This window comes from Enterobacter cloacae complex sp. ESBL7, assembly GCF_041679625.1.
Classification (GTDB): Bacteria; Pseudomonadota; Gammaproteobacteria; order Enterobacterales; family Enterobacteriaceae; genus Enterobacter; species Enterobacter asburiae_B.
Genome location: NZ_JBGORN010000001.1, coordinates 1,624,265 through 1,648,348, shown reverse-complemented (window position 1 = coordinate 1,648,348; position 24,084 = coordinate 1,624,265). Strand labels below are relative to the sequence as shown.

The window sequence follows — 24,084 nt, the reverse complement described above, 5'->3', positions numbered from 1 at the left end:
GGAGCGATTCAATGGCGATGGAAACACAAGACGTTATCAAACGCTCCGCGACCAACCCGATTACCCCCGCGCCCCGCGCGCGGGACTATAAGGCAGAGGTCGCCAAGCTTATCGACGTCTCCTCCTGCGTAGGCTGTAAGGCCTGCCAGGTGGCCTGCTCGGAGTGGAACGATATCCGCGACGAGGTGGGGCACTGCGTGGGGGTCTACGACAATCCGGCGGATCTGAGCGCCAAATCCTGGACGGTGATGCGCTTTAGCGAAACCGACCAGAACGGCAGGCTGGAATGGCTCATCCGTAAAGACGGCTGTATGCACTGTGAAGATCCGGGCTGCCTGAAGGCGTGCCCGTCTGCCGGCGCGATTATTCAGTACGCCAACGGTATCGTCGACTTCCAGCAGGACAACTGCATCGGCTGCGGGTACTGCATCGCGGGCTGTCCGTTTAATATCCCGCGCCTCAATAAAGAGGATAACCGGGTATACAAATGCACCCTGTGCGTGGACCGCGTCAGCGTCGGGCAGGAGCCTGCGTGTGTGAAAACCTGCCCGACAGGGGCCATCCACTTCGGCACCAAAAAAGAGATGCTGGACGTGGCGCAACAGCGCGTGGACAAGCTGAAAGCGCGCGGCTACGAGAATGCGGGCATTTATAACCCGCAGGGCGTGGGCGGTACGCACGTGATGTATGTGCTGCACCATAACGACCAGCCTGAGCTGTACCACAACCTGCCGAAGGATCCGGCGATCGATACCTCCATCAACCTCTGGAAAGGAGCGCTTAAGCCGCTCTCGGCGGCGGGCTTTATCGCCACCTTTGCCGGGCTGATTTATCACTACATCGGTATCGGGCCAAACAAAGAGGTGGATGACGACGAGGAGGAACACCATGAGTAAGTCGAAAATGATTGTGCGCACAAAGTTTATCGACCGCGCCTGTCACTGGACGGTCGTGATTTGCTTCTTCCTGGTGGCGGTGTCGGGGATCTCGTTCTTCTTCCCGACGCTGCAGTGGCTGACCGAAACCTTCGGCACGCCGCAGATGGGGCGCATTCTGCACCCGTTCTTTGGCGTGCTGATTTTCGTGGTGCTGATGTTTATGTTCGTGCGCTTTGTCCATCACAACATCCCGGACAAGCAGGATATCCCGTGGGTGAAAGGGATCGTCGAAGTCCTGAAGGGCAACGAGCATAAGGTCGCGAAGGTGGGGAAATACAACGCCGGGCAGAAGATGATGTTCTGGACCATCATGAGCATGATTTTTGTGCTGCTGGTGACCGGGGTGATTATCTGGCGTCCCTATTTTGCGCAGTATTTCCCAATTCAGGTGATTCGCTACGCACTGCTGATCCACGCCACGTCGGCCATCATTCTGATCCACGCCATCCTGATCCATATGTATATGGCGTTTTGGGTCAAAGGATCGATTAAAGGGATGATTGAAGGGAAGGTGAGCCGCCGCTGGGCGCAGAAACACCACCCGCGCTGGTATCGTGATGTGGAACGACTGGAAGCGAAACGGGAAAGCACGGAAGGAATGAAGTAAGACCTGCGCCGTCGGCTTTGCCCGGCGGCGCTGCGCTTGCGCAGACAGGGCAAATGCCTGACCGGCTGGCGTCATGTGTTAGTCAATAAACGATCAACTGCCGCTATAGCGTCATGACGTGCGTGGCGTAAGTTACAAACAAAGTCTTTAGGATTTATTTTGTTATTGTTAAGGTTGGTTATCATTGGCGAATAAATCAGAAATGTTTCAAAATCGATATTTACGCCTGGAGCCAGATGGCTCTGCCATAACGGTAATTTATTATTTCTCGCGAGCGGCACAATGACGCGCGTGGCAAGATCATCATAACAATCATCCTGAATGAGCATATAATAGGGAAGCTTATCCCGGGTGGCCGCAGATGTATTTCGGAAAACATTAAATTGTCTCAGCATTAAAGCACCCTGAAAAACTCATCATCAGTAATGGTTCCATGTTTTTCGACAAACTCATTCATTGAGCGAATAAATGAACGATCCGCTTCTGATGGCTGACGCGGGTCAGCGGAGTCTGGTGCGGTGTTGCTCGACGGTTTTGCCGATTTTATGCGTTGGGAGGGTGTGTGCTCTGCTGGGTATGTCATAGTATCTCCTTTGTTGGTGCGGTCATTATCAACCGCAGCCAACAAAAAACAATACCGTATCCCCTGGTAATCTACATTCTGCGAGGCGTATTCCAGTAATTTCAGAACCGCTCCTCCACATACCGGAACGGATATTTTGTGGGTTTGACTTTACCAATTTTACGTTTCGGTAAATCCACTTTTTCGACGTGAATTTCTTTATAGGGAATTTGGGTGAGCAGGTGCGAAATAATATTCAGGCGCACGCGTTTTTTATCTTCTGAACGCGCTACAAACCACGGCGCCCAGGCGGTATCTGTCGCTTCAAACATGGCGTCGCGCGCGAGGGTATACTCGTCCCACAGGTTAAAGGATTTAATATCCATCGGCGATAGCTTCCAGATTTTACGACCATCGTTAATACGGTCGCGCAGGCGGCGCTCCTGCTCTTTAGGCGTGACCTCCAGCCAGTATTTCAGCAGGATAATCCCGGCATCCACCATCGCTTTTTCCATCACCGGCGCACCATCTAGAAACTTTTCAACCTGCTCGGGGGTGCAGAATCCCATTACCCGCTCGACGCCCGCGCGGTTGTACCAGCTGCGGTCGAAAATGACGATCTCCCCGGCGGCAGGTAGATGGGGAACATAACGCTGAAAATAGAGCTGGGTTTTCTCTTTCTCGGTGGGTGCAGGGAGGGCAACAACGCGAAACACGCGAGGGCTGACGCGCTCGGTGATCGCTTTAATGGTGCCGCCTTTACCCGCTCCGTCGCGTCCTTCAAAAACAATACACACCTTTAGCCCTTTGGCGACAACCCACTGCTGGAGCTTAACCAGTTCAACGTGGAGGCGACGTAGCTCTTGTTCATACTCTTTGGTCTTTAACGGAGCATTCTTTACGACATCAACAGCGACACTGGTTTTCTTTTTGCTTCCCATGATGGTCATCCTCAGATTGTCCGGCGCGGAAAAAAGCGAGGCCGCACTATGAAGTGTAATCCACCTGATATTATACGTATTGTTTTTAGGTAATTAATTTAACAACACTTTTTCAAGCAGTAACTTAGGTATTCACGAAGGTGCTTAGCACCCGTTCCCCTTTTAGAACGTCACGGATGCGAAAAATCAGCACGTTTAATCCCACATGCTAAATGTGGTTAACGTGATAATTTCGGTCTTATTTACTTAAAGGAACTAAGAATGAGTTGGAATAAAGAAGCTGCTGTTTCACACCTCCGATCACGCGCTCTCGGTCGTTCACATAACGAATGTGCAACGTTTACCAGGGAAGCAATAAAAGCAGGTGGCGTCAGGCTGGAGAGAACGCTAAACGCAAAAGATTACGGGCCATCATTACTGCGAGCGGGATTTCATGAAGTTCCGCCGGGTTCTATATTATTAAGTGGCGATGTTGCTGTCATTCAACCCTATCAGGGCGGAAACTCAAGCGGACATATGACAATGTATGACGGCACACAGTGGATTTCCGATTTCCGACAACACGGCATGTACCCTGGACCGGGGTATCGCGCGGCTCAACCGTCTTTCAAAATTTACAGGAAGAATTGATGCGAGCTGCAATGGTGTTGTTTGCGTGTCTGCTTTCCGCATGTACTGTTAAGCCCGATATCAGCGCTTCAGACCGCGTCCGAGCTTTCTACGCAGCATATCTACCGACCCTTACCAGTAGTGACAGAGAATTCCCACTATCGGAAATGAGCGAATATGTCTCTGCAGACACGCTCAAGAGACTGGACGATATAGAGTCGATACCCGAACAAGATTTACTTGGCTCTGATTACTTCGCTTACGCGCAGGATTATGACCCGTCGTGGATATCGGCGCTCACTGTCGGTACCTCGAAACCCCTTTTGGGTGGTGAGGTAATGCCAGTTTGGATTGGTAAGGAAAACGGCGGGAAGTTAGAACTGGAAGTTTTCGTTCGGCGTGAGGCTGATAAATGGAAGATATACAGGGTTCGTGATGTAAGCGATAACTATGAACATCCAATATTTAACTCGGGTGCAATAACTCGCGTGAAGTCTGCTGCTGAAAGCGGCCTGTAAAGAATAAACCTCACAAGCCCTGGCACCTGCCGGGGCTTTTTATTGCGCGTACCAGGTGTACGGAGCGCGCCCGGTCGTGCTTTCGGCACATCCAGTTAAGGCCCACCATTAGCAATTTAAACAAGCAGATAGAGAGATGTCTCATGTAATAAAATAGCGGTGTATTAAATGTAAAAGGACGAGTTTTTCTTACGAATCCCCTCGTCCCTTTGCTTCAATTAAGCTTTACTTTGCTTCACTTGGGAAAAAACTGCTCCAACATTTTCGCTAGATCTGGCTTTCCTAACGAATTTAACTCGCTAAGTAAGTTATCGCGGCAATCTTGGGTGAGTTTTGTAGCAATCAAGCCAATAAGTAATTTGATTGCAGTAATTTCTCCGTTAACGTCGTCAAAGGTTTTAGTGCTTGTGTTTAGCTTAATATTCACATCATGATGCGGCATAAAAAAATTCCTTATCAAGAGGTTATCAGCCATTCCTCTTTGCTGATTGCACCCATGTTGCTGCATGGGTGAGCTGAGGCTTGATGGTAACTAAGCACGCTAATAATAACCTTGATCATAATGCGGATTTTCAATGTAAGTGACCTTATAGTGCGTCCTACGGGACGCATTCATTAAGACCGCTGACAGGTTTTTTGCTAACGAACAATCACGAGCACCCAATTTTCAATGCTGGCGCTATTACACGCGCTAAATCAGCGGCAGAAAGCGAACTGTAAAAGATAAACCTTAAATCCTTTGAAGCCCTGACACCAGTCGGGGCTTTTTGTTTGCCATTCCCGCCGCGTAGCAATGGGAGAAAACTCCTGAATTAATGGATTAACCTGCCAGCCATCGGATTTGAACTGGCTCACCATACAAGATTATTCAATAATGTCCGTCGCGTGTGATTAACCAGTGGTTGAAGTATGAAAAAGACAATTTTTTCGTTGGCGCTTGGCACATTTGGCCTGGGAATGGCCGAATTTGGCATTATGGGCGTGTTAACCGAGCTGGCACATGACACCGGTATTTCGATTCCCTCCGCCGGGAATATGATCTCGTTTTATGCGTTCGGCGTGGTGATTGGCGCCCCGATTGTGGCGCTGTTCTCAGGCAAGTTCTCGTTAAAAACCACGCTGCTGTTTCTGGTGGCGATGTCCGCTGTCGGCAATGCCCTGTTCACCTTTTCCACATCCTATTTCTGGCTGGCGGTGGGGCGGCTAATTTCCGGCTTTCCGCACGGGGCTATTTTTGGCGTCGGGGCGATTATCCTGTCTAAAATTGCGCCGCCGGGTAGGGTGACGGTCGCGGTGGCAGGGATGATCGCTGGCATGACCGTGGCCAACCTGATGGGCGTTCCGCTGGGGACCTGGCTCGGGCATCAGTTCAGCTGGCGCTATACCTTTTTTCTGATTGCCGTGTTCGACGCGCTGGTGATCCTTTCGGTTCTGCTCTGGGTGCCGGACATCCGCGACACATCAGAAATCAAATTGACCGAGCAGTTCCACTTTCTGAAAAAACCAGAACCCTGGCTGATCTTTGCCGCCACCATGTTTGGCAACGCCGGGGTGTTCGCGTGGTTCAGCTTCGTTAAGCCGTTTATGGTCAACGTCTCCGGTTATTCAGAAGGGATGATGACGGCCATCATGATGCTGATGGGGCTTGGCATGGTGTTGGGCAATCTGCTGAGCGGTAAGCTCTCGGGGCGTTTTAGCCCGCTGCGCATTGCGGCCACCACCGACATGGTGATTGTCGCCTCGCTGCTGCTGCTTTTTGCCTTTGGTGAACTGAAAACGGCCTCGCTGGTCATGGGCTTTATCTGCTGTGCCGGGCTGTTCGCGCTCTCTGCGCCGCTACAAATTCTGCTTCTGCAAAATGCGAAGGGCGGTGAGATGCTGGGGGCGGCAGGGGGACAGATGGCGTTTAATCTCGGCAGTGCGATTGGCGCGTACTTTGGCGGAATGATGATTGTCCTCGGCTTTAGCTGGCGTTACGTCACGCTGCCGGCGGCAATACTCTCTTTCTCAGCCATGAGTGCACTGCTGATCTACGGCCACCTGCGGGCCAGGCGGGCTCAGGCTAACGCTCGCGCGCTAGCCTGACAGGCTTCAGGCAAGCCAGGGCTCACCCAGGGTCAGCATCAGACGGTTGGCCCAGGCGAAGAACGCGGCGGATTGCACCAGATCGAGCTGCGCTAAGGTATCCAGCCCCTCTTTTTCCAGCGCGGCAAGGTGCAGCGGCGTGGCGGCAGGCGGCGTGACCGACAGCGCCGCCGCAAAATCGATTTCCGCCTGCCAGCGTGCGGATTGCCCCTCGCTCAGGGACCGCCCCGGCCTCACGGCCAGCAGGGCCTCTACCGCCGCGTCATCCTTTGACAGCTGGCTGGCTTTGCGCGCATGGACAGATGCGCAGTAAATGCAGCCGTTGATTTTACTGGCTACCGTTGCGGCCAGCTCGCGCTCGGCGCGCGGCAATCCCCCCGATGTATAAAAAATGCCTTTATCCGTTAACGTGCGCTGTTCAAGCACCGGCAGGTTGCGCGCCAGCAGGCGGAAGTACTCGGAATCGGTATGGCCAAATTTCGCCAGGATGGCAACCTCATCGTCACTGAAATCCGCCAGCGGTTTGGCCGCTATCCACGGTTCCCATCCCAGCTCCTGCTGGGTGAACGCGACGGGGGCCGCCTTTCCAGTGACCGTTGTTGCGGTCGTGTGCCAGATGCCTGCCGCCACCGGCGCATCGCTTTTGGCGACGGGCCTGTCATTCAGCAGCCGCAGCCCGGTGATGAGTCGGCTCTGGAAGCTCACAAACGCAATAAGCTGCGCCAGGGTAACAATGCCTTCCTTGCTCCATCCCGCTTGGGTCAGCGCCCTTAACGCTGCGGGCGTGGCTTCGACGGGGGAGAACGTCAGCAGCCGCGCGAAATTCAGCGCCGGGGTCAGGCGTTCTGAGGTGGGATCGGCCAGGCCAAACCCCGCATAGTGCGCGGCCAGCGCCTCCGCGCTGTGCCACCTGGCGACTTTTGCCGCCACGGCGAAGCGCTCGTCGAGTGCAAAATCAGCATCCTGCTGGCTAAACAGGATTTCGTAGCTGCCCTGCGCGTGGCGCGTGGCGGCATCACGCGTGGCGCGCGCCTCTGCCAGAGGGGAACCGGGTTTAATTTCCGCCAGCTCGGCGAGAATGTCCTGACTTAACGACATAGGTGTCTCCTCAAAGGATGTGGGGGGCAATACGTTCGGCGATCAGTTCGATGGACCGCAGCGTGTCGCGATGCGAGGGTTCGACCGAATGGACCTGGAATGAGATATCCGTGGCGCGCCTGAGAATGGAGTCGGCATTCAGCGAATGCAGCACCGTATCGGGCGATCCAATATGCGCATCAAACTGACGGCGATAGTCGGTGACGCTGTCACCTTTAACCACGTGCCCGGCAGCGCGATGCTGCTGGGCCTGTTTCGTGAGGCCCGGCGTTGCGACCCTGAGCGCATAGTCGTCACTGTCGGCGACGAACGCCGTACGGGAGGCCAGAATGCGCGGTGCGATGCCCGCAGGCAGCGCTTCAAGGTAGGCATCCACAATCGGGTTCTGGATCTCGTCGAGCGTTAAATCCAGCCGATCTGCCGGGCGCGGCTGCGTGCGGGAGAGCATTAAACCGTGTCCGGCCCGGGCGGCGCGAACGGCTCCGTCCACAGAGAAGGTGGCAATCCAGATACGGTCGGCCAGCTGTGGCGCAGGCGGGTAAAGGTGGTTATCCGGATGGGTAAGCGAATCCCCGCGCCAGGCGCTTTGGATCACATGCAAATGGTCAGCAAACGCCGCGCCGCGCTCCTCGAACGTCAGTCCGAACGGCAGAAATGAGGTCGGTGTGCCGCCCGAACCAAAACCGACCTCAAGACGGCCATCGGCGAGTAAATCGAGCACGGCGGCATCTTCCGCGACGCGCAGCGGGTTTTCCATCGGCAGGGTGATGATGGCCGTGCCCAGCCGGATGGTTTCGGTATGCGCGGCTACGTGCGCCAGAAACAGCAGCGGCGACGGCAGGCCGCCTTCACTTTCGTGGAAGTGGTGCTGGGCAATCCAGGCGCTGTCAAAACCGTGGCGTTCGGCGTGGCGGATCTGTTCAGTTGCCAGACGATAGCGCTCCTTCGGCGCAGCGTCGTCAAGCAGGCGGGTGAAAAATCCCAGGCGTTTTCGCGTCATGCGAACTCCTCCGTAGCGGGTGAAAAATGGGGAATGGCGTCAATCAGCTCGCGGGTATAGTCGTTCTGCGGCGACGCGAATAAGGTTCCGACGTCGCCCTGTTCGACCACCTGACCGCCGCGCAGCACCGTGACGCTGTGAGCGATCCGGCGGACGGTTGACAGATCGTGCGTGATAAAGAGGTAGGTCAATCTCAGCTGCTGCTGCAGCTGCTGAAGCAGAGCCAGGATCTGCGCCTGCACGGTGACGTCCAGCGCGGAGGTGGCTTCGTCCAGCACCAGAATGGTCGGCTCCAGGATCAGCGCCCGGGCAATGGCAACGCGCTGGCGCTGTCCGCCTGAAAGCTCCCGGGCGGTGCGGGTCAGGAATTCGACGGGCAGGGCAACCCGCTGCGCCACCGTCTCCACCCGGAGCTTTCGCTGCGCCTTACTGAGTCGAGAAAAGTTCTTCAGGGGCTCCTCGATGATCTCGAACAGCGTCTGTCGCGGGTCGAGAGAGGCAAACGGGTTCTGGTAGACGAACTGGATCTTCTGGCGCAGCTGACGGCGGGCCTCGCGGCTGAGCGTGGTGGCATCAATATCATCAATGATGACCTGCCCGCTGTCCGCCTGTTCAAAACCCAGCAAAATACGGGCGAGGGTGGTTTTCCCGGAGCCGGATTCACCGACCAGCGCATGCGTGCCGCCGCGCCTGACGTCAAACGTCACCCGGTCCAGCGCCTGAAGCTGATGACCTTTGCCCAGGGAGAATTGCTTGCTGATGGCGCGGGCGCGAATGGCCGGGGACGCGAGCGGGAGACCGGCCACCGGGGCGATGGTCAGGCGCTGGCCCTGGAGATCGCTCAACAGCTGGCGGGTATAGGCGTGCTGCGGCGTGCGGACGATATCGCCGGTGTTCCCCTGTTCCTGAACCTCGCCATCGCGAAACACCAGCAGCCTGTCCGCGCGCTGTGCGGCCAGCGCCAGATCGTGGGTGACAAACAGAACGGCGGTACCCGATTCCCGGCGCAGGATATCCAGCAGGTCGAGAATGCGTTTTTGCACCGTCACATCCAGCGCGCTGGTGGGCTCATCGGCAACGATCACGTCCGGGCGCAACGCTATCGCGATGGCAATCAGCACGCGCTGTTTCATCCCGCCGGAGAGCTGATGGGGATACTGCTTCATGCGCTGTTCGGGGTGGCTCAGGCCGACCTTTGTCAGCAGGGCGAGCACCTGCTCGTCGCGCTCGGCGCGGGTCACCTTCTGGTGGAGCTGAACGATCTCTCCGACCTGCGCACCGATGGTCTTCACCGGGTTGAGCGAATTACCCGGATCCTGCGGTACCAGGCTAATTCGCGCCCCGCGAAGGGTATCGAGGCGCTTCGCGGACCATCGGCTAATCTCCTCCCCGTTGAGCGATATTTTTCCCGCATCGCGCCGGGCGTTATCGGCCAGCAGGCCAATGATCGCCTGCGCCGTGGTCGTCTTGCCGGATCCGGATTCGCCGACGAACGCCAGCATTTCCCCTCGTCCGAGCGTGAAGCTGACGTTATGCACCACCTCTCGCCACTGGCGCGCGGTACGGTAGCTAATCGTCAAATTTTCCACTGAGAGCACGGTCATTAGCGACCTCCGCTGAACTGTTGGCTGATGCGGTTGGTGGCCAGCACCACGGCGATGACGACCGCGCCGGGGAAGGTGGTGAGCCACCAGGCGGTAGAGAGATAGTTACGGCCTTCGGCAATCAGTAAGCCCCATTCCGGCACCGGCGGCGGGGTGCCGTAGCCGAGAAAGCTCAGCGTGGAAAGCGCCAGGATAGCCTGACCAAACTGCAGCGTGGCAAAGGCCAGGACGGCGGTTAACGCGTTGGGCAGGATGTGTCGCCACAGCACGGCGAAAAACGTCCCGCCGCTGCCAAACGCCGCTTCGACATAATCCGTATGGCGGATACGCACGACTTCACCGCGCGCGAGGCGGGCGAAGCTGGCAATGGAGGCAACGCCGACGGCAATCGCGGCGTTAACGGTGCCAAACCCGAGCAGAATAATCACCGTCAGCGAGAGCAGCAGAGACGGGATGGAGAGCAACACGTCGACGAAGCGCATCAGCAGAGACTCGACGCGTCCGGCGAACGCTCCGGCAATCACCCCTAAGCCGGTACCGACCACCAGCCCCATCGTCACGGCGGCCAGCGCCGCGCTCAGGGAGTGTGATGCACCGTAGACAATACGCGTGTAAACATCGCGGCCAAGCTGATCGGTGCCGAGCCAGTGTCCCGCCTGCGGTGCCAGGCGCTGTGCCCCGGCGATGCCCTCAATCGGGCTGTAGTGGGTTAACAGGCCGGGCGCTACGGCGGCAAAAGCGGCGAGAATAATCACCCCCCACGCCAGCCACAGTCCCGGTTGCCATTCCACGGCCTGCCAGGCTGGAACGCGTTTTCGCGCGGCGGCCGCGTAATCGACCAGACTCATGATGCACCTCCGGTAACGGTTTGCAGACGGGGATCCAGCAGCGGCATCAGCAGATCCACCAGCAGATTGATCAGGACAAAACCGAGGGCGGAAATCATGACCACCGCCTGAAGCACGGCGATATCCTGATTATTCACCGCCTGCTGGGTCAGCTGCCCGAGCCCGCTGCGGCCAAAAACGGTTTCGGTGATCAGCGCCCCGGCAATCAGCTCGCCCAGCAGCAGCCCGGCAATGTTCAGGACCGGCAGCAGGGCGTTGCCGGTCACGTGACGCCGCAGGACGGCGGTTTCACTAAGCCCTTTGGCCCGGGCGACGGCGACAAACGGCTGCGTCGCCACCTGGTCCAGACTGCGCATCAGAATTTGCGCCAGCGGGGCGGAGATCGGGATCGCGACGGTCACGATCGGCAGGATCAGCCCCTGCAGCGGCGTCGGGTTAATCACCGGGATCAGCCGCAACTGAAAAGAAAAGAGCTGGATGAGGGCAATCCCCAGCCAGAACGTGGGTAAGGAGATAAACAGGACCGGCAGAGACTGAAGGGTATTGCTCAGCCAGCGCAGACCCGGCAGACGCGATGCAAAGGCCAGCGCAAAGGCCAGCAGGACCGCGAGTACAAACGCGGGCAGGGCGAGGCTCAGGGTATCCGGCAGATTGCTGGCAATCAGCTCGCTGACCGGCACGCCGGCCTGTAGCGAATAGCCGAAATCCCCGCGCAGCATCGCCAGCAGCGTGTGGCCGTATTGCTGCCACAGCGGGCTGTCCGCGCCGTAGGCCACGCGCATTTCCTCGATTTGCGCCGGGCTTAAGCCCAGGTCCGGGTTCTGAAATTTAATCAGCACCGCGTCGCCCGGCAGCACCTGGAGCAACACGAACGAGAGGGTAAAGGCGGCCCACAGTACCAGCAGCCCGTGCCCAAAGCGTTGAAGAAGTGCGTGGCGCATCGTCAGCTCCTCAGTGTTTCTCAATCCACGCGCCGTAGAACGACGGGCGGCCTACCGCTTCAAAATTGACGCCTTTAAGCCACGGCGCACCGGCAAAGACCTGCGGCTCTTCGAAAATCGGAATGACGTAGGCGTTATCCAGCAGGTAGCGCTGGGCGTCCCCCGCCAGCTGCAGGCGTTTTTGCGGATCGACCTCAGCCGAAATGTTCACCAGCAGCGCATTCAGCCTGTCGTCACGGAAGTTTTTGACCTTGTCGCTGGATCCGCCTTTTTGCAGCAGCGCGTCGCGGTTAGCCGGGTAGAACATGCTTTTCACCACGTCCGGATCGGCGCGGCCCACTTCGGAGACGGTTAACGGGGTTTTCAGCGGGTCAAGGTTATCCAGCGTGCGGCTGCCTGCGTCTCCGGCTTTGACGCTCAGCGCCACGCCCACCTGGCGCCACTGCTGGGCAACCAGCTGCAGCACCTCTTTGTTTTGCGGCTGCGGCAGGGATTCATACACCGTCAGCGCCAGACGTTGGCCGTCTTTGGCGCGGATCCCGTCGCCGCCTGCTTTCCAGCCCGCCTCGTCCAGCAGCTGGTTGGCTTTTGCCGGGTCAAAGGTCAATTTGTCGCTGAGATCGACAAAGCCTGCGGCGGAACCAGCAATCACGGACTTCGCCTGCGGATAGTTGGCCGAGAAGAGGGTCTCGACCACCTGTTTTGCATTGGTGGCATGCAGCAGCGCCTGGCGAACGCGAATATCGGAGACCAGCGGGTTATCCGGGCGGAAGCTGATGCTGTCGTTCACCCCGCGCGTCGGGGCGGCGTAGATCTTATAGCCCCGATCGGTCGCCTGCTTTTCATCATACGCCTGCACCTGGCGAATAAAGTCGGCCTGACCGGCCAGCAGGGCGCCGACGCGCACGCTGTCTTCCTGGGTCACGATAAACTTGATGCCATCGAGATTGGCTGGACCCTGTTGCACCAGGTTTTTCGGTCCCCACTGGTAGTCTTTGCGCGCTTCGAGCGTCACCTCACGACCCAGCTTCTCGTCCTTCACCACAAACGGGCCGGAACCAATGATGTGGCGGGCATCTCCCAGCTCTTCGAAGTTGCGCTTCAGCGTGCTGAGCGAGACCAGACCCGAGCCAATGGTGGCGGTGCCCTGCAGGAACCCCGGCGACGGTTTTTTGAAGTAGAACTTCACGGTCAGCGGGTCGATGACTTCGCTGCGATCGTAGTTATTGATCACTTCTGACACCGGCAGGCGCTGCGCCTTGTTGCCTAAACCGTAGGTATCAAAGTTTTTCGCCACGGCGTTCGCGTCCAGCGGCGTGCCGTCGGAGAAGGTGATGCCGGGACGAAGCTTAAAGGTGTATTCGGTTTTATCGGCGTTGGTGGTCCAGCTTTCGGCCACCCAGGGTTCCACCTGCAGCGTCTTTGGGTTCTGCCACGTCAGTTTGTCGGTGATTTGATTCAGAATGCCGCCGTTCGGGTAAAAGCCACCGGCAGGCGGATAGAGGTTGGTGTGCGCCTGTTGCTCCAGATAAATCAGCGTGCCGCCTTTGACGGGCGCATCTGCTGCCCAGGCTGCGGTTGTCGCCAGAATCAGCGCCGTCAGCAGCGGCAGACGAAATGGGGTTTGCATGGTGAATTCCTTTGTTATCTTCTTGTTAGCGTCGGATTCATCATCGGGCGCGCGGGAAAACAAGGGAACAAAGGAATTAAGATAAGGATTGCCGGAAAATGGCTATAAAAAAACCGCCCCAGCGAGGAGCGGTAATGAAAAGTGAACGATTATGAACGTAGGTCGATCACCATACGGCCGCGGATCTGGCCCTGTTCCATCTCTTTAAAGATGGCGTTGATGTCCTCGATTGGACGCATCGTGACTTTCGGCACCACCTTACCTTCAGCGGCGAACTGGAAGGCTTCCTGCAGATCCTGACGGGTGCCGACCAGGGAACCTACCACCTGGATGCCGTCCAGCACCAGACGCGGAATGTCGAGGCTCATCGCTTCCGGCGGCAGGCCAACCGCGACCACGCGGCCACCGGCACGCACGGCGTCAACGGCGGAGTTAAAGGCCGCTTTTGCGACGGCAGTCACGACTGCGGCATGCGCGCCGCCGGTTTTCTCCTGCACAATTTTTGCGGCGTCTTCGCTGCGGGAGTTGATGGTTAAATCCGCACCCATGCTGGCAGCCAGCTTCAGTTGTTCGTCGTTAACGTCGAGAGCGATGACTTTGGCGTTAAAGACGTTTTTGGCGTACTGCAGCGCAAGGTTGCCCAGCCCGCCCAGACCGTAAATTGCAATCCACTGGCCCGGTTTGATGCCAGAGACCTTCACCGCTTTGTAGGTGGTAACGCCGGCGCAGGTGATGCTGCTGGCCGCAGCGGATTCCAGACCGTCCGGCACTTTTACCGCGTAGTCCGCGGTAACGATGCACTCTTCCGCCATGCCGCCGTCAACGGAGTAACCGGCGTTTTTCACGTCGCGGCACAGGGTTTCGTTGCCGGTATTACAGTATTCGCAGTGGCCGCAGCCTTCGAAAAACCAGGCCACGCTTGCGCGGTCGCCGACTTTCAGCGACTTCACGCCGGGGCCGACTTCTTTTACGATACCAATCCCTTCGTGGCCCAGGATAACCCCGGTTTTATCGCCGAAATCACCGTTCTTCACGTGGAGATCGGTATGGCATACGCCACAGCATTCCATCTTCAGCAGGGCCTCCCCGTGCTTTAGCGGGCGTAAGGTTTTTTCGGTGACGTTAACCTGATGATCCTGAGTGACAACAGCAGCCTTCATGTGTATCTCCTTGTTCATGATGAGTATCTGCATAGCAGGTGTAATACCCCTCAAGGATTAGTGGTTTGGCGCTGTAATGCAAGGCAACGGCAACATAATGTCATTATTTAATCCATTTTCAGAATAAGAATACGGCGTTCCTCTAATAATTTAGGGGGAAAATACTGGCCCGACGAGAGAGACTCGCCGGGCGCAGACTTACAGCTGTGCCTCTATCTCCTCTATCTCTTTACGCCATTGCGCCTGCAGCTGCGGCTTTTGATGCTTCGGCTTACGCGCCAGATCGTCTTCCAGCAGCGCTTCCAGCGCGACCAGCCGTTCGAGCAGATCGTCATACGGCGAGGATGGAACCGTCGCCGCGTCGATGGCGGGCGCGGTGGATGTCGCCAGCCCCGCGCTTTCACGCAGGCGCTCAAACACCGCTTCTGCATCGTGCCACTCGCTCAGCTTTCCCTCTTCAATCAGCCAGAAACGGTTGCAGCTTTGGCTAATTAGCTGACGATCATGGCTGACCAGCAGGACGCCGCCTTCAAACTGCTGAAGGGTTTGCGCCAGAGCCTCTTTGCCTTCCATGTCGAGGTGGTTGGTCGGTTCATCCAGCATCAGCAGGCTGTAGCGGGCAAGCGTCAGGCCAACGAACAGCAGGCGCGAGCGCTCGCCGCCGCTGAGCGTGCTGACCGTTTGCCCGTGACGCGACCACGGGAAACCCGCGCTTATCAGCGCCATTTTGCGGTTCTGCGGATCCGGTGCGAAAGGCTCCAGCGCGTCGAGCAGCGTGGCGTTGTCCGCAAGCTGGTGAAGCGTCTGGTCGTAATAGCCTGGCGACACGCGCGGATGGATTTTCAACCCGTAGTCTGCGGACTCATCGGCAAACTGTTGCCAGATAAGCCTCATCAGCGACGATTTGCCGCAGCCGTTACGACCGACAATCGCCACGCGATCGCCGCTTTTTAGCCGCGCCATTTCGATGCTGAATAACGCCGGCAGGCCAGGTGCAGGAGGAACGTCGAGATTCTCCATTTCCAGCAAACGGTCGGCCCGCAGCGCGTCGCCGCGCAGGGTTAACGTCCACGGGCTGCCTGCCGTGAGCGCCGTCTGGCTCTCCTTCAGCCGTTCGACCTGTTTTTCCATCTGTTTGGCTTTGCGGGCCAGGTCTTCGTTGTCGTAAACCTTGCCCCAGGTCGCCAGCCGCTTCGCGCTGGCGGTCACGCGGTCGATCTCCTTTTGCTCCGCCTTGTGGCGCTGCGCGTCGCTTTCATCCTTTGCTTCAAGCGCCTTGCGGGCGGCCGTGCAGGGAAGGGCGAAGTAGTGCAGCGTTTTATCGCGCAGGATCCAGCTGCCGTTAGTGACGGCATCCAGCAGCTGTCGGTCGTGCGAGACCAGCACGAAGCTGCCTGACCAGTTCTGCAGAAAGTGTTCCAGCCAGAGCATGGTCGGCAAATCAAGGTGGTTGCTGGGTTCATCGAGCAGGAGCAGATCCGGCTCGTGAATCAGGGCCCGCGCCAGCAGCAGGCGCGTGTGCTGTCCGCCGCTCAGCGTGGCGGATTGCAGCGTCATATCCTGCGGCGTGAAGCCCATGCCTGCCAGCAGCGTTTCGGCTTTCCAGCGAAGGCTATCGCGCTCGGCTAAAGGTAGCTGTGCGAGTACGGCATCCAGCATGGTCAGCGGGGAAATGGCGTCCGGAAGATGTTGTTCCACGCGCGCCATCAGGCAGTGCCCGGCCAGCGCGACCGTTCCGGCGGCGGGGGAATCTGTGCCGTCCAGCACCTTCAGCAGCGTACTTTTGCCGCAGCCGTTGTCGCCCAGCAGGCCAATGCGGTCGCCTTTTTTCAGCGTAAAGGAGAGTGAGTCGAAGAGCGTGCCAAACGCCGTATCAACGCGTAAAGATTGTGCAGTGAGTAAAGTGCTCATTGTTGCTTACCCAAGAGTTACAGGCATGTTTATGCCTCGTCAAACATCGCTGACGATAACTCAGTAAGCCCGAGAGAAGGGATTTCAGGGGTTGGTGTCTTCGCTCAAGCAGAAGTTATCGCAGCACGATACCGATAACGCTTGAGCTGGTGCGATCACCAAATGTATGTGAAACATTGAAAATTTCACGATACAGCATAATTGGCCTCCTTATATATTCAGTAGGTTAATGGATGAAGGGAGTGTAGCGGGGGAAAAGGAGTTTGGCTAGTGGGGGGCGAATCTAATTCCCTCTCCCTTTGGGAGAGGGTTAGGGTGAGGGGAACATACGGCTGTAGTGGTCATTCCGTTCACTTTATGTTCCTTGCTACTCTGTAACGACATGACCTGTGAACGTGCCAGGGTGGCTCAGTCGCCACCACCCTGGCGACCCGGGCTCCCGGCGGTAAATCGCCGCTTCGCGGTGCCCTCGGCTTATTCCTTCCGGCTTATCGGGGATGGGCGGAGGTAACATCCCTGTAAAGCCCGCCCTCTCGGCGCATCCCTGCGCCTCGCCCCGGCCTGCAGGAAACGCCTCGGCGATTTACAGCCGGACCAGGGCGTGGCTGCAAGTTAATCATTTCGCTTCGAGAATCTGAATCGCTACTGGTTAATGAATTTATTGAAAGTCCCTCTCCCGAAGGGAGAGGGACCGGTCGGAGCGGATTAAATCGAGGTACGACGATAGCTGCGGTATTCAGGTTTCCAGAAGTTGTCGTCGATGGCCTGCTGCAGCGCGTCGGCAGAGGTTTTCACCGCCACGCCCTGCTGCTGCGCCATTTTACCTACCGCAAACGCGATAGCGCGCGACACCTTGTGAATGTCTTTCAGCTCCGGCAGCACCAGCCCTTCACCGTTGTTGACCAGCGGCGAGTAGCCCGCGAGGGTTTCGCTCGCCGACATCAGCATCTCATCGGTAATGCGGGACGCGCCGGAGGCGATCACGCCCAGACCAATGCCCGGGAAGATGTAAGAGTTGTTGCACTGGGCGATCGGATAGGTTTTATCCTTCCACACCACCGGGTCGAACGGGCTGCCGGTCGCGACCAGCGCGTTACCTTCGGTCCAGGCGATGATGTCCTGCGGGGTGGCTTCCACGCGGGAGGTCGGGTTGGAAAGCGGCATCACGATAGGGCGCTCGCAGTGCTTGTGCATCTCGCGAATGATCTCTTCGGTGAAGAGGCCTGTTTGCCCGGAAACGCCGATCAGAATATCCGGCTTCACGTTGCGCACCACGTCCAGCAGGGAAAGGACTTCGTTGTCGGTATCCCAGTTTTTCAGGTTATCGCGCTTCTGCACCAGCTTGTTCTGGAACGGCAGCAGGTTCGGCATAGCGTCGGTCAGCAGGCCGAAACGGTCAACCATAAAGACGCGGGAGCGGGCCAGCTCTTCGCTTAAGCCTTCGCGCTGCGTCTGGGCGATGATCTGCTCGGCGATACCACAGCCCGCAGAGCCAGCGCCCAGGAAGACGATTTTCTGGTAGCTCAGCTGGCTGCCGGCTGCGCGGCTGGCAGCGATAAGCGTACCCACGGTCACGGCCGCGGTGCCCTGGATGTCGTCGTTAAAGGAGCAGATCTCATCGCGATAGCGGTTCAGCAGCGGCATCGCGTTTTTCTGCGCGAAGTCTTCAAACTGCAGCAGAACGTCCGGCCAGCGGTGCTTCACGGCCTGAATGAAATCGTCGACAAACTGATAGTACTCGTCGTCGGTAATGCGCGGATGGCGCCAGCCCATATAGAGCGGATCGTTGAGCAACTGCTGGTTGTTGGTCCCGACGTCCAGCACCACCGGCAGGGTATACGCCGGGCTGATGCCGCCGCAGGCGGTGTAGAGAGAGAGTTTACCGATTGGGATCCCCATCCCGCCAATGCCCTGGTCGCCGAGGCCGAGAATACGTTCGCCGTCGGTCACCACAATCACTTTGATATTATGGTTTGGCACGTTCTGCAGAATATCGTCCATGTTGTGACGGTTCTGATAGGAGATGAATACCCCGCGTGAACGACGGTAGATCTCTGAGAAACGCTCGCAGGCCGCACCCACCGTCGGGGTGTAGATCACCGGCATCATCTCTTCGAGATGGTTCTGCACCAGGCGATAGAAGAGGGTTTCATTGGTGTCCTGAATGTTGCGCAGGTAGATGTGCTTGTCGATTTCGGTTTTGAAACCCTGATACTGGATCCACGCGCGCTCCGCCTGTTCTTCAATGGTTTCAACCACTTCGGGCAGTAAACCCAGCAGGTTAAAGCTGCTGCGCTCTTCCATGCTGAAGGCGCTGCCTTTGTTGAGCAGGGGGAATTCGAGTAAAACCGGTCCGGCGTATGGGATGTATAAGGAACGATGTTTTTTCAGTTTGTTGTCCATGTCACTCACTCTTTTTATGAAGATCCGTCCCTGACACTGCTGTTTGTCATCTTTCTGGCCTGTGCGATGGGGTGCGGTCAGGCGGTATTATAAAGGAGCTAAATATTAATTACCGCAACACATAAACAAAAACACCACCGGGATTACCGATGGTGTTCTGGATCTCAGTCTGGAACTTACTTGCCGGCGTGGCGTTTTCTGCCGGTGGCGTGAGTGACCTGCGTTTCGTGGTCGCCTTCAATCACCACTTTACGCTGATTTGAAAGCTTGTAGTTCAGTCCCAGAATATGGCGTGCCTGACGGTTCGATTTCATGTTAACTCCTCAATCCTGTTGATAGTTTTAAGGACCAGTTTGCTTACGCAAACGAAATGTAACCCCTTAGGTTGCAGATCCAGCTTAGCAGGTTTTTACAAGGATGCGTTTTGCCCGCTGACGACGTAGTTAATGGTCTGCTGGTAGATGTCACTGAGGATGTCATTATCCGTGGATTCCACCCACTTGGTCAGTTCCATCAAAATGTCATCTTCAGTCACAGCACCGTGCTCGGCGTGAAGACCCTGCGCAATCGCGTTAACGAGTTCAGGTTGTGCTGCTGCGGTATTAGCCGGGTAATAAGTAAACATGCTGCCTCCGTGTCGTTGTCTGTTTAATGGTACGGCTCGCAAAAAATTTAATTCATAAACAGAATGGCAAATATTTTCCCGGTTGTGGTTCAGATTCATCTTAGAAATAAAAATGACATAAGTGCATGCTTTTATGCGCTTTTAAAAGGTGTGGCTATATCGACGGGTAACGGTGGGGATATTTTGGCGGGGCTCCTGCTATCGCGGAAATATAGCAGGAGCCGTTTTTAAATTACCACTTCATTTCGCCAGTATTCACTTTGGCGCTTAATTCCAGCGAGCTTTCGTCAGCCAGGCCTGGATACTGTTTTTTCAGGGTATTGATAACGCCTGCGGAATCTTTATGCGCGGCTAAAGCCTTTTCAAAGCGCTGCAGATAGTCGCGGGTAAAATCAATCGCGCCAGTGCCCGCTGGTGGGGTGCCCAGATAGTGGCCCGGGATCACGCGCTCAGGTTTGTGCGCGGCCATATTTTCCAGCGTTTCCTGCCACTGCTTGCGGCTTTCCGGCGTCTGGGTGTCTGCCGTCCAGACGTGAATACCCCAGGCTACCCCGGTGCCGCCGAGGATCGTTTTTGCCGACGGGATCCACACATAGGCCGCATAGCTGTCCGGCTGTTCGATGTCGACCTTTTCCCCGTCAACCATGAACGTAGTGGAGGCAAGCACCTGCGGGACGACCAGCTCCGTTGGCGCGCCGTCCTTCATCTGCGGGCCCCAGAAGGCGAGCTTGGCGTCTTTGGTGGCTTTAATATGGTCAACCACATGCTGCGTGGCCACCACTTTGGCATTCGGGAAGGCTTTGACCAGCGGCTGCAGGCCAAAATAGAAATCCGGATCGCCGGAGGTGATCACAATCTTGTTCAGGGTTTTACCGCTGCGGCGAATTTTCTCTACCAGCGCTTCGCCATCCTTCACGCTGAACTGCGCGTCAAACAGCACCGCCTCTTTCGGGCCGGAAACCAGCGTGGAGGAGACCGGGAAAATGCCTTTTTCCTGCGGGTTATAGGTATCAATGGTTAACGGCGCGGCAAAAACCGCAGGAGTGAAAAGGGTGGAAAGCAGGGCAAGGTGAGTGAATTTCATGCTGTTGTCTCTGTTGTTCAGGAATGTGTCTATTGTACGGATATTCTCATTTGCCAGAATTCCTGAAACAAGACATGCTTAGTTTCATAAATCGAGCAAATGGAGCTTATATGGATCGCGTTATCGCCGCTCAGGTTTACAACCGGATATGCGAGCTGGGCAGTTTGAGCGCGGCGGCCCGCGCGTTGGGCATTTCCCGACCGATGGTGAGCCGCTACCTTGAACAAATGGAGAAGTGGGCGGGAACGCGGCTGGTAAACCGCTCCACGCGCAAGCTGACGCTGACCGCGGCAGGGGAAAAGGTGCTGCAAAAAACGCGGACGCTCTCGCAGATTTCGCAGGAAATCGAGGGCCAGTCGGAGAAAGATCTGCCGTCCGGCACGCTGCGGGTGGCCTGCGCCCATTTTACCGCCATGCACCTGATTGCGCCGGTCCTGCCTGAGCTGCTCTCGCGCTACCCGCAGCTGCGCATCGAGCTGGACGTGAATAACCACCCGGTCAGCCTGGTGGGAGAGCGCATTGATGTCGCCGTGCGCATTACCGACAACCCCGAACCCGGCATGATTGCCCGCCGGCTGGGGGAGTGTCGCTCGGTGCTTTGCGCCTCGCCGGAGTACCTGGCACAGCACGGTATCCCCGTCAGCCCTGAAGAATTAGCGCAGCACAACTGCCTGCACTACAGCTTTTTCGCCGGGCAGTCCTGGCACTTTCTGACGCCGGAAGGTGAAAGCCTGAGCGTGGCCGTCAGCGGCAACCTGAGCGCCAGCATCTCTTCGCTGTTGATGGACGCGGCGATTAAGCACTGCGGTATCGCCATGCTGCCGGAGCGCGAAGCGTCTGCCGCGCTGGAACAGGGATTACTGGTGCCGGTGCTGGAGGCGCTTGAGCCGAAACCGCTTGCCATCCATGGCATTTATCAGTCCCGGGAATACCAGCCTGCCGCGCTGCGCGTGTTCCTTGACGAACTGTCGCGCTACCTGGCATAAGAAAGGATTACTTCGCCTTTAGCCAGGGAGACGCCGTGCTCCAGAAAATAATATCGGCACCGAGATAACTTTCGCCGAAGCGGACAAATTCCGCTTTGGTGAACGGTTTTCCGGTCTGAGGATCCTTATAGGTCAGGGTCGGCTCTTGAACCGCCATGGCGATGAGCGGCAGCGTCTGTTTATTTTTATGGAAGAAGGGATAGGCATTCTTCATGTGGGCCTTGCGGTTGGGAACAATGTCCGGCCCACCCAGGCCGATATTGTTAGCGCTGGCGTACGCAAACAGACGCCCCATGTAGTTGTGGTCGTTATCCCATTCGCACGGCCAGAAGTTCACGTACTGCACCACGTGTGATTTCTGAAAAGCCTTTCGCGCAAAGGCCAGGTTTTCCATTTCACCCGCGAAATAGCTGTCGCAGGTAAATCCGGCGGGCGGATTTTTTTCGTCGAGATCAATGGCGGTTTCGGGCAGGTTTACCCCATACACCTCGCCATCAAAGCGTTTCGCGAGGGCGGCAAGCAGTGCCTGGTAGCGCTGGCGCACGGCGGGATCCCACTGACGCGCCACCCATCCTGAACCGACCGGCTTGCCTTCGCCGGGGTTATCGAACTGCGGCGCAATCCCGCCACCGTACTGCGTGTCGCGCATCAGATAGTCCGGCACGTAGCGGGCGTCCGGCTCAAAGAAACGATCCTGGATTTGAATAAAGAGTTTTTTTCCGGCGGCCTTAACGCGCGCCAGATCCTGTTCAATCCGCGAGAAGTCATAGCTGTCCTTCTCGGGTTCCAGCAGGCGCCAGTTGTAAACGATCTGCACGCCGCCGATATCGCTTCGCGCAACAAGCGGGAACGCCGCGTCGAGATCGCCCGAGCTGGTATAGATAAAGTTCTCCGGCGTTTTCGCCAGTGAAGAGAGCGACAGAGCCAGCGTGGTGACGGCAACGGCCATCCTGATTTTTAGGGCCATATCATTATCCTTTTTGTCGGTACAGCAGGTGAAAGTCCTGGAATTGTCTGTGTTCCAGGGTGGGTCAGATGCGTAGTCTATACTTAACCCTTTGTAAGCCAAAAGGAGAGCAAGAATGACTATTCATAAGCACGGTTCGGCACACTGGTCTGGCGACATTAAGCGCGGAAAAGGAACGGTTTCCACCGAGAGCGGCGTTCTCAATCAGCAGCCTTATGGTTTCAATACCCGCTTTGAGGGCGAAAAGGGGACCAACCCCGAAGAGCTGATTGGCGCGGCACATGCGGCCTGCTTCTCAATGGCGCTGTCGCTGATGCTCGGCGAAGCGGGCTATACCGCCGATTCCATTGATACCACCGCGGATGTCTCTCTGGATAAAACCGACGGCGGCTTTGCCATCACTAAAGTTGCCCTGAAAAGCAAGGTGACCGTTCCCGGCATCGCTCCACAGCAGTTCGACGGCATTATTCAGAAAGCAAAAGCCGGCTGTCCGGTCTCGCAGCTCCTGAAAGCTGAGATTACGCTGGACTATAAGCTCAACTAAGCCACAGCCGGGTTCGCGCCCGGCTACCCCTTCAGCGCGGCGGGGAACACCTCCGCTAGCCAGGCAATAAACACCTTCAGGCGGTGCGTCAAATGCCGGTTCTGCGGGTAAACCACATGAAACGGATACGCGGCAGGGCGCCAGTCGCCCAGGATCGCCGCCAGCGTGCCCGCCTGCAAATACGACTTTGCCGAATACTCAAAGGTTTGAACGATCCCCAGCCCCGCCGCGGCAGCCGCCAGATGGGCATTACTTTCATTGACGCCGAGATAGTGCGGAATGTTGATTTCCAGCGCCTCGCCGTTCTGCCGGAAGCGAAACGGAAACGGCCGTCCGGTGACGGGCGAGAGATAGCTAATCAGCTTGTGGCCGTTGCGCAGCTCCTGCGGATAGGCCGGGACGCCGTGATTTCTCAGGTAACCCGGCGTCGCGCAGGTGACCATTTCCGCGTTTCCGAGATGACGGGCGATGAGGGTCGAGTCGTCCAGCGGACCGCCGCGGATCACGCAGTCTACGTTACCGCTGATGAGATCGACCGGCCGGTCGGCCACGCCGAGGTCGATGCGGATCTCCGGGTAGCGCCGCATAAAGTCCGGAAGCAGAGGGATGAGCACGTCCCGGGCGGTGGAGCCGCCCACGTCAACCCGCAAATGCCCTTTTGGCGTCGCGCGGGAAACGCGAAACGAGGTGTCGATATCTTCGATATCAATCAGCACCCTGAGCGCTTTTTCATAGTATTCCATCCCTTCAGGCGTCGCGACCACCCGGCGAGTGGTGCGGTGCAGAAGGCGTATCGCCAGGTGCGACTCTAGCGATTTAACCAGCTTGCTCAGCGTGGCGATCGGCATATTCAGCGAGTCCGCCGCGCGGGTAAAACTGCCGGACTCCACGACCCGCGTAAAGGCGCGCATCGCCATGAGCTGGTCCATGATGACCTCGGATTATTTCTGTTTGTGAATAGTCATTTTCATTTTTGCCCGTTTTTCACTAATGCCGCAAGGGCTAAAGTTTGTCCAACGCAAA

Annotated in this window: 25 protein-coding genes; 7 read left to right on the top strand and 18 right to left on the bottom strand. The window is 57.1% G+C overall.

The window, feature by feature from the left end:
- The first annotated feature begins 11 nt into the window (after positions 1-11).
- Both fdxH and fdnI read left to right on the top strand, forming a co-directional pair.
- Entirely contained in the window at positions 12-896 is an 885-nt protein-coding gene (gene fdxH, locus ACERY3_RS08135) for a formate dehydrogenase subunit beta (protein WP_058840969.1), read from the top strand.
- Positions 889-1,545, top strand: a complete 657-nt coding sequence (fdnI, locus tag ACERY3_RS08130; RefSeq protein ID WP_058840968.1) for a formate dehydrogenase-N subunit gamma — start codon at positions 889-891, stop codon at positions 1,543-1,545. The genes fdxH and fdnI overlap by 8 nt, the downstream gene beginning before the upstream one ends.
- Before the next feature lie 71 nt (positions 1,546-1,616).
- Here the strand turns inward: fdnI and ACERY3_RS08125 are convergent, their stop codons facing one another.
- The 3 genes from ACERY3_RS08125 to ppk2 form a co-directional block, all read right to left on the bottom strand.
- Positions 1,617-1,940, bottom strand: a complete 324-nt coding sequence (locus ACERY3_RS08125; protein ID WP_058840967.1) for a CcdB family protein — start codon at positions 1,938-1,940, stop codon at positions 1,617-1,619.
- A complete protein-coding gene (locus ACERY3_RS08120) occupies positions 1,940-2,128 on the bottom strand; it encodes a hypothetical protein (RefSeq protein ID WP_048976763.1) in 189 nt (62 codons plus the stop codon). Before ACERY3_RS08120 ends, ACERY3_RS08125 begins: the two co-directional genes overlap by 1 nt.
- 101 nt (positions 2,129-2,229) lie before the next feature.
- Positions 2,230-3,048 carry a polyphosphate kinase 2 gene (ppk2, locus tag ACERY3_RS08115; protein ID WP_033145639.1) on the bottom strand — a complete coding sequence of 273 codons (819 nt, stop codon included), beginning with the start codon at positions 3,046-3,048 and terminating at the stop codon, positions 2,230-2,232.
- A gap of 261 nt (positions 3,049-3,309) precedes the next feature.
- Here ppk2 and ACERY3_RS08110 point away from each other — a divergent pair, with 261 nt between their 5' ends.
- Both ACERY3_RS08110 and ACERY3_RS08105 read left to right on the top strand, forming a co-directional pair.
- Positions 3,310-3,678 carry a hypothetical protein gene (locus tag ACERY3_RS08110; RefSeq protein WP_373225431.1) on the top strand — a complete coding sequence of 123 codons (369 nt, stop codon included), beginning with the start codon at positions 3,310-3,312 and terminating at the stop codon, positions 3,676-3,678.
- Positions 3,678-4,175, top strand: coding sequence for a YbjP/YqhG family protein (locus ACERY3_RS08105; protein WP_058840966.1), 498 nt, complete (start codon positions 3,678-3,680; stop codon positions 4,173-4,175). Before ACERY3_RS08110 ends, ACERY3_RS08105 begins: the two co-directional genes overlap by 1 nt.
- Positions 4,176-4,410: 235 nt before the next feature.
- Here the strand turns inward: ACERY3_RS08105 and ACERY3_RS08100 are convergent, their stop codons facing one another.
- A complete protein-coding gene (locus ACERY3_RS08100) occupies positions 4,411-4,650 on the bottom strand; it encodes a hypothetical protein (protein ID WP_048983639.1) in 240 nt (79 codons plus the stop codon).
- A gap of 434 nt (positions 4,651-5,084) precedes the next feature.
- Between ACERY3_RS08100 and araJ the strand changes: the two genes are divergently transcribed.
- Positions 5,085-6,260, top strand: a complete 1,176-nt coding sequence (araJ, locus tag ACERY3_RS08095) for an MFS transporter AraJ (RefSeq protein WP_023311931.1) — start codon at positions 5,085-5,087, stop codon at positions 6,258-6,260.
- A 6-nt stretch (positions 6,261-6,266) separates the two neighbouring features.
- Here araJ and ACERY3_RS08090 read toward each other — a convergent pair whose 3' ends face one another.
- The 12 genes from ACERY3_RS08090 to ACERY3_RS08035 all read right to left on the bottom strand — a co-directional run bounded on the left by ACERY3_RS08090 (position 6,267) and on the right by ACERY3_RS08035 (position 20,564).
- Positions 6,267-7,358 (bottom strand): alkylhydroperoxidase domain protein, encoded by a 1,092-nt coding sequence (locus ACERY3_RS08090; RefSeq protein ID WP_058840965.1) that lies wholly within the window; start codon positions 7,356-7,358, stop codon positions 6,267-6,269.
- 10 nt (positions 7,359-7,368) lie between these two features.
- Positions 7,369-8,358 (bottom strand): putative FMN-dependent luciferase-like monooxygenase, encoded by a 990-nt coding sequence (locus ACERY3_RS08085; protein WP_373225430.1) that lies wholly within the window; start codon positions 8,356-8,358, stop codon positions 7,369-7,371.
- The gene (locus tag ACERY3_RS08080) at positions 8,355-9,962 is read right to left on the bottom strand and encodes a dipeptide ABC transporter ATP-binding protein (RefSeq protein ID WP_373225429.1); all 1,608 of its coding nucleotides are present in this window, start codon (positions 9,960-9,962) and stop codon (positions 8,355-8,357) included. The genes ACERY3_RS08085 and ACERY3_RS08080 overlap by 4 nt, the downstream gene beginning before the upstream one ends.
- Positions 9,962-10,810, bottom strand: coding sequence for an ABC transporter permease (locus ACERY3_RS08075; protein ID WP_373225428.1), 849 nt, complete (start codon positions 10,808-10,810; stop codon positions 9,962-9,964). The genes ACERY3_RS08080 and ACERY3_RS08075 overlap by 1 nt, the downstream gene beginning before the upstream one ends.
- Positions 10,807-11,751 carry an ABC transporter permease gene (locus ACERY3_RS08070; protein ID WP_373225427.1) on the bottom strand — a complete coding sequence of 315 codons (945 nt, stop codon included), beginning with the start codon at positions 11,749-11,751 and terminating at the stop codon, positions 10,807-10,809. The genes ACERY3_RS08075 and ACERY3_RS08070 overlap by 4 nt, the downstream gene beginning before the upstream one ends.
- Before the next feature lie 10 nt (positions 11,752-11,761).
- On the bottom strand, positions 11,762-13,381 hold the full coding sequence (locus ACERY3_RS08065; RefSeq protein WP_373225426.1) for a TIGR04028 family ABC transporter substrate-binding protein: 1,620 nt from the start codon (positions 13,379-13,381) through the stop codon (positions 11,762-11,764).
- Positions 13,382-13,530: 149 nt separating this feature from the next.
- Positions 13,531-14,541, bottom strand: coding sequence for an alcohol dehydrogenase AdhP (gene adhP, locus ACERY3_RS08060; protein WP_023311899.1), 1,011 nt, complete (start codon positions 14,539-14,541; stop codon positions 13,531-13,533).
- Positions 14,542-14,739: 198 nt separating this feature from the next.
- On the bottom strand, positions 14,740-16,452 hold the full coding sequence (locus ACERY3_RS08055) for an ABC-F family ATP-binding cassette domain-containing protein (protein WP_373225425.1): 1,713 nt from the start codon (positions 16,450-16,452) through the stop codon (positions 14,740-14,742).
- A 705-nt stretch (positions 16,453-17,157) separates the two neighbouring features.
- A complete protein-coding gene (locus ACERY3_RS08050; protein ID WP_039262819.1) occupies positions 17,158-18,855 on the bottom strand; it encodes an NAD-dependent malic enzyme in 1,698 nt (565 codons plus the stop codon).
- Positions 18,856-19,031: 176 nt separating this feature from the next.
- Complete coding sequence (gene sra, locus ACERY3_RS08045; protein ID WP_008501714.1) at positions 19,032-19,169, bottom strand: stationary-phase-induced ribosome-associated protein; 138 nt, start codon at positions 19,167-19,169, stop codon at positions 19,032-19,034.
- Positions 19,170-19,264: 95 nt separating this feature from the next.
- Positions 19,265-19,480, bottom strand: a complete 216-nt coding sequence (gene bdm, locus ACERY3_RS08040; protein ID WP_020884080.1) for a biofilm-dependent modulation protein — start codon at positions 19,478-19,480, stop codon at positions 19,265-19,267.
- Between the two features lie 232 nt (positions 19,481-19,712).
- On the bottom strand, positions 19,713-20,564 hold the full coding sequence (locus tag ACERY3_RS08035; RefSeq protein WP_202773056.1) for a Vmh family MBL fold metallo-hydrolase: 852 nt from the start codon (positions 20,562-20,564) through the stop codon (positions 19,713-19,715).
- Positions 20,565-20,674: 110 nt separating this feature from the next.
- On the opposite strand from ACERY3_RS08035, the gene ACERY3_RS08030 reads away from it, so the two are divergent.
- Positions 20,675-21,550 (top strand): LysR family transcriptional regulator, encoded by an 876-nt coding sequence (locus tag ACERY3_RS08030; RefSeq protein ID WP_064672586.1) that lies wholly within the window; start codon positions 20,675-20,677, stop codon positions 21,548-21,550.
- A gap of 7 nt (positions 21,551-21,557) precedes the next feature.
- On the opposite strand, the gene ACERY3_RS08025 is transcribed toward ACERY3_RS08030, so the two are convergent.
- A complete protein-coding gene (locus ACERY3_RS08025; protein WP_214575809.1) occupies positions 21,558-22,517 on the bottom strand; it encodes a hypothetical protein in 960 nt (319 codons plus the stop codon).
- A 115-nt stretch (positions 22,518-22,632) separates the two neighbouring features.
- On the opposite strand from ACERY3_RS08025, the gene ACERY3_RS08020 reads away from it, so the two are divergent.
- On the top strand, positions 22,633-23,061 hold the full coding sequence (locus tag ACERY3_RS08020; protein WP_023311893.1) for an OsmC family protein: 429 nt from the start codon (positions 22,633-22,635) through the stop codon (positions 23,059-23,061).
- Positions 23,062-23,084: 23 nt separating this feature from the next.
- On the opposite strand, the gene ACERY3_RS08015 is transcribed toward ACERY3_RS08020, so the two are convergent.
- Complete coding sequence (locus tag ACERY3_RS08015; protein WP_373225422.1) at positions 23,085-23,990, bottom strand: LysR substrate-binding domain-containing protein; 906 nt, start codon at positions 23,988-23,990, stop codon at positions 23,085-23,087.
- Positions 23,991-24,084 lie beyond the last annotated feature (94 nt).

What these genes read in the sequence shown, in the direction of transcription:
- fdxH (WP_058840969.1), top strand. Translation starts at nt 12, where the DNA reads ATGGCGATGGAAACACAAGACGTTATCAAACGCTCCGCGACCAACCCG.
- fdnI (WP_058840968.1), top strand. Translation starts at nt 889, where the DNA reads ATGAGTAAGTCGAAAATGATTGTGCGCACAAAGTTTATCGACCGCGCC.
- ACERY3_RS08125 (WP_058840967.1), bottom strand. Translation starts at nt 1,940, where the DNA reads ATGCTGAGACAATTTAATGTTTTCCGAAATACATCTGCGGCCACCCGG.
- ACERY3_RS08120 (WP_048976763.1), bottom strand. Translation starts at nt 2,128, where the DNA reads ATGACATACCCAGCAGAGCACACACCCTCCCAACGCATAAAATCGGCA.
- ppk2 (WP_033145639.1), bottom strand. Translation starts at nt 3,048, where the DNA reads ATGGGAAGCAAAAAGAAAACCAGTGTCGCTGTTGATGTCGTAAAGAAT.
- ACERY3_RS08110 (WP_373225431.1), top strand. Translation starts at nt 3,310, where the DNA reads ATGAGTTGGAATAAAGAAGCTGCTGTTTCACACCTCCGATCACGCGCT.
- ACERY3_RS08105 (WP_058840966.1), top strand. Translation starts at nt 3,678, where the DNA reads ATGCGAGCTGCAATGGTGTTGTTTGCGTGTCTGCTTTCCGCATGTACT.
- ACERY3_RS08100 (WP_048983639.1), bottom strand. Translation starts at nt 4,650, where the DNA reads ATGGCTGATAACCTCTTGATAAGGAATTTTTTTATGCCGCATCATGAT.
- araJ (WP_023311931.1), top strand. Translation starts at nt 5,085, where the DNA reads ATGAAAAAGACAATTTTTTCGTTGGCGCTTGGCACATTTGGCCTGGGA.
- ACERY3_RS08090 (WP_058840965.1), bottom strand. Translation starts at nt 7,358, where the DNA reads ATGTCGTTAAGTCAGGACATTCTCGCCGAGCTGGCGGAAATTAAACCC.
- ACERY3_RS08085 (WP_373225430.1), bottom strand. Translation starts at nt 8,358, where the DNA reads ATGACGCGAAAACGCCTGGGATTTTTCACCCGCCTGCTTGACGACGCT.
- ACERY3_RS08080 (WP_373225429.1), bottom strand. Translation starts at nt 9,962, where the DNA reads ATGACCGTGCTCTCAGTGGAAAATTTGACGATTAGCTACCGTACCGCG.
- ACERY3_RS08075 (WP_373225428.1), bottom strand. Translation starts at nt 10,810, where the DNA reads ATGAGTCTGGTCGATTACGCGGCCGCCGCGCGAAAACGCGTTCCAGCC.
- ACERY3_RS08070 (WP_373225427.1), bottom strand. Translation starts at nt 11,751, where the DNA reads ATGCGCCACGCACTTCTTCAACGCTTTGGGCACGGGCTGCTGGTACTG.
- ACERY3_RS08065 (WP_373225426.1), bottom strand. Translation starts at nt 13,381, where the DNA reads ATGCAAACCCCATTTCGTCTGCCGCTGCTGACGGCGCTGATTCTGGCG.
- adhP (WP_023311899.1), bottom strand. Translation starts at nt 14,541, where the DNA reads ATGAAGGCTGCTGTTGTCACTCAGGATCATCAGGTTAACGTCACCGAA.
- ACERY3_RS08055 (WP_373225425.1), bottom strand. Translation starts at nt 16,452, where the DNA reads ATGAGCACTTTACTCACTGCACAATCTTTACGCGTTGATACGGCGTTT.
- ACERY3_RS08050 (WP_039262819.1), bottom strand. Translation starts at nt 18,855, where the DNA reads ATGGACAACAAACTGAAAAAACATCGTTCCTTATACATCCCATACGCC.
- sra (WP_008501714.1), bottom strand. Translation starts at nt 19,169, where the DNA reads ATGAAATCGAACCGTCAGGCACGCCATATTCTGGGACTGAACTACAAG.
- bdm (WP_020884080.1), bottom strand. Translation starts at nt 19,480, where the DNA reads ATGTTTACTTATTACCCGGCTAATACCGCAGCAGCACAACCTGAACTC.
- ACERY3_RS08035 (WP_202773056.1), bottom strand. Translation starts at nt 20,564, where the DNA reads ATGAAATTCACTCACCTTGCCCTGCTTTCCACCCTTTTCACTCCTGCG.
- ACERY3_RS08030 (WP_064672586.1), top strand. Translation starts at nt 20,675, where the DNA reads ATGGATCGCGTTATCGCCGCTCAGGTTTACAACCGGATATGCGAGCTG.
- ACERY3_RS08025 (WP_214575809.1), bottom strand. Translation starts at nt 22,517, where the DNA reads ATGGCCCTAAAAATCAGGATGGCCGTTGCCGTCACCACGCTGGCTCTG.
- ACERY3_RS08020 (WP_023311893.1), top strand. Translation starts at nt 22,633, where the DNA reads ATGACTATTCATAAGCACGGTTCGGCACACTGGTCTGGCGACATTAAG.
- ACERY3_RS08015 (WP_373225422.1), bottom strand. Translation starts at nt 23,990, where the DNA reads ATGGACCAGCTCATGGCGATGCGCGCCTTTACGCGGGTCGTGGAGTCC.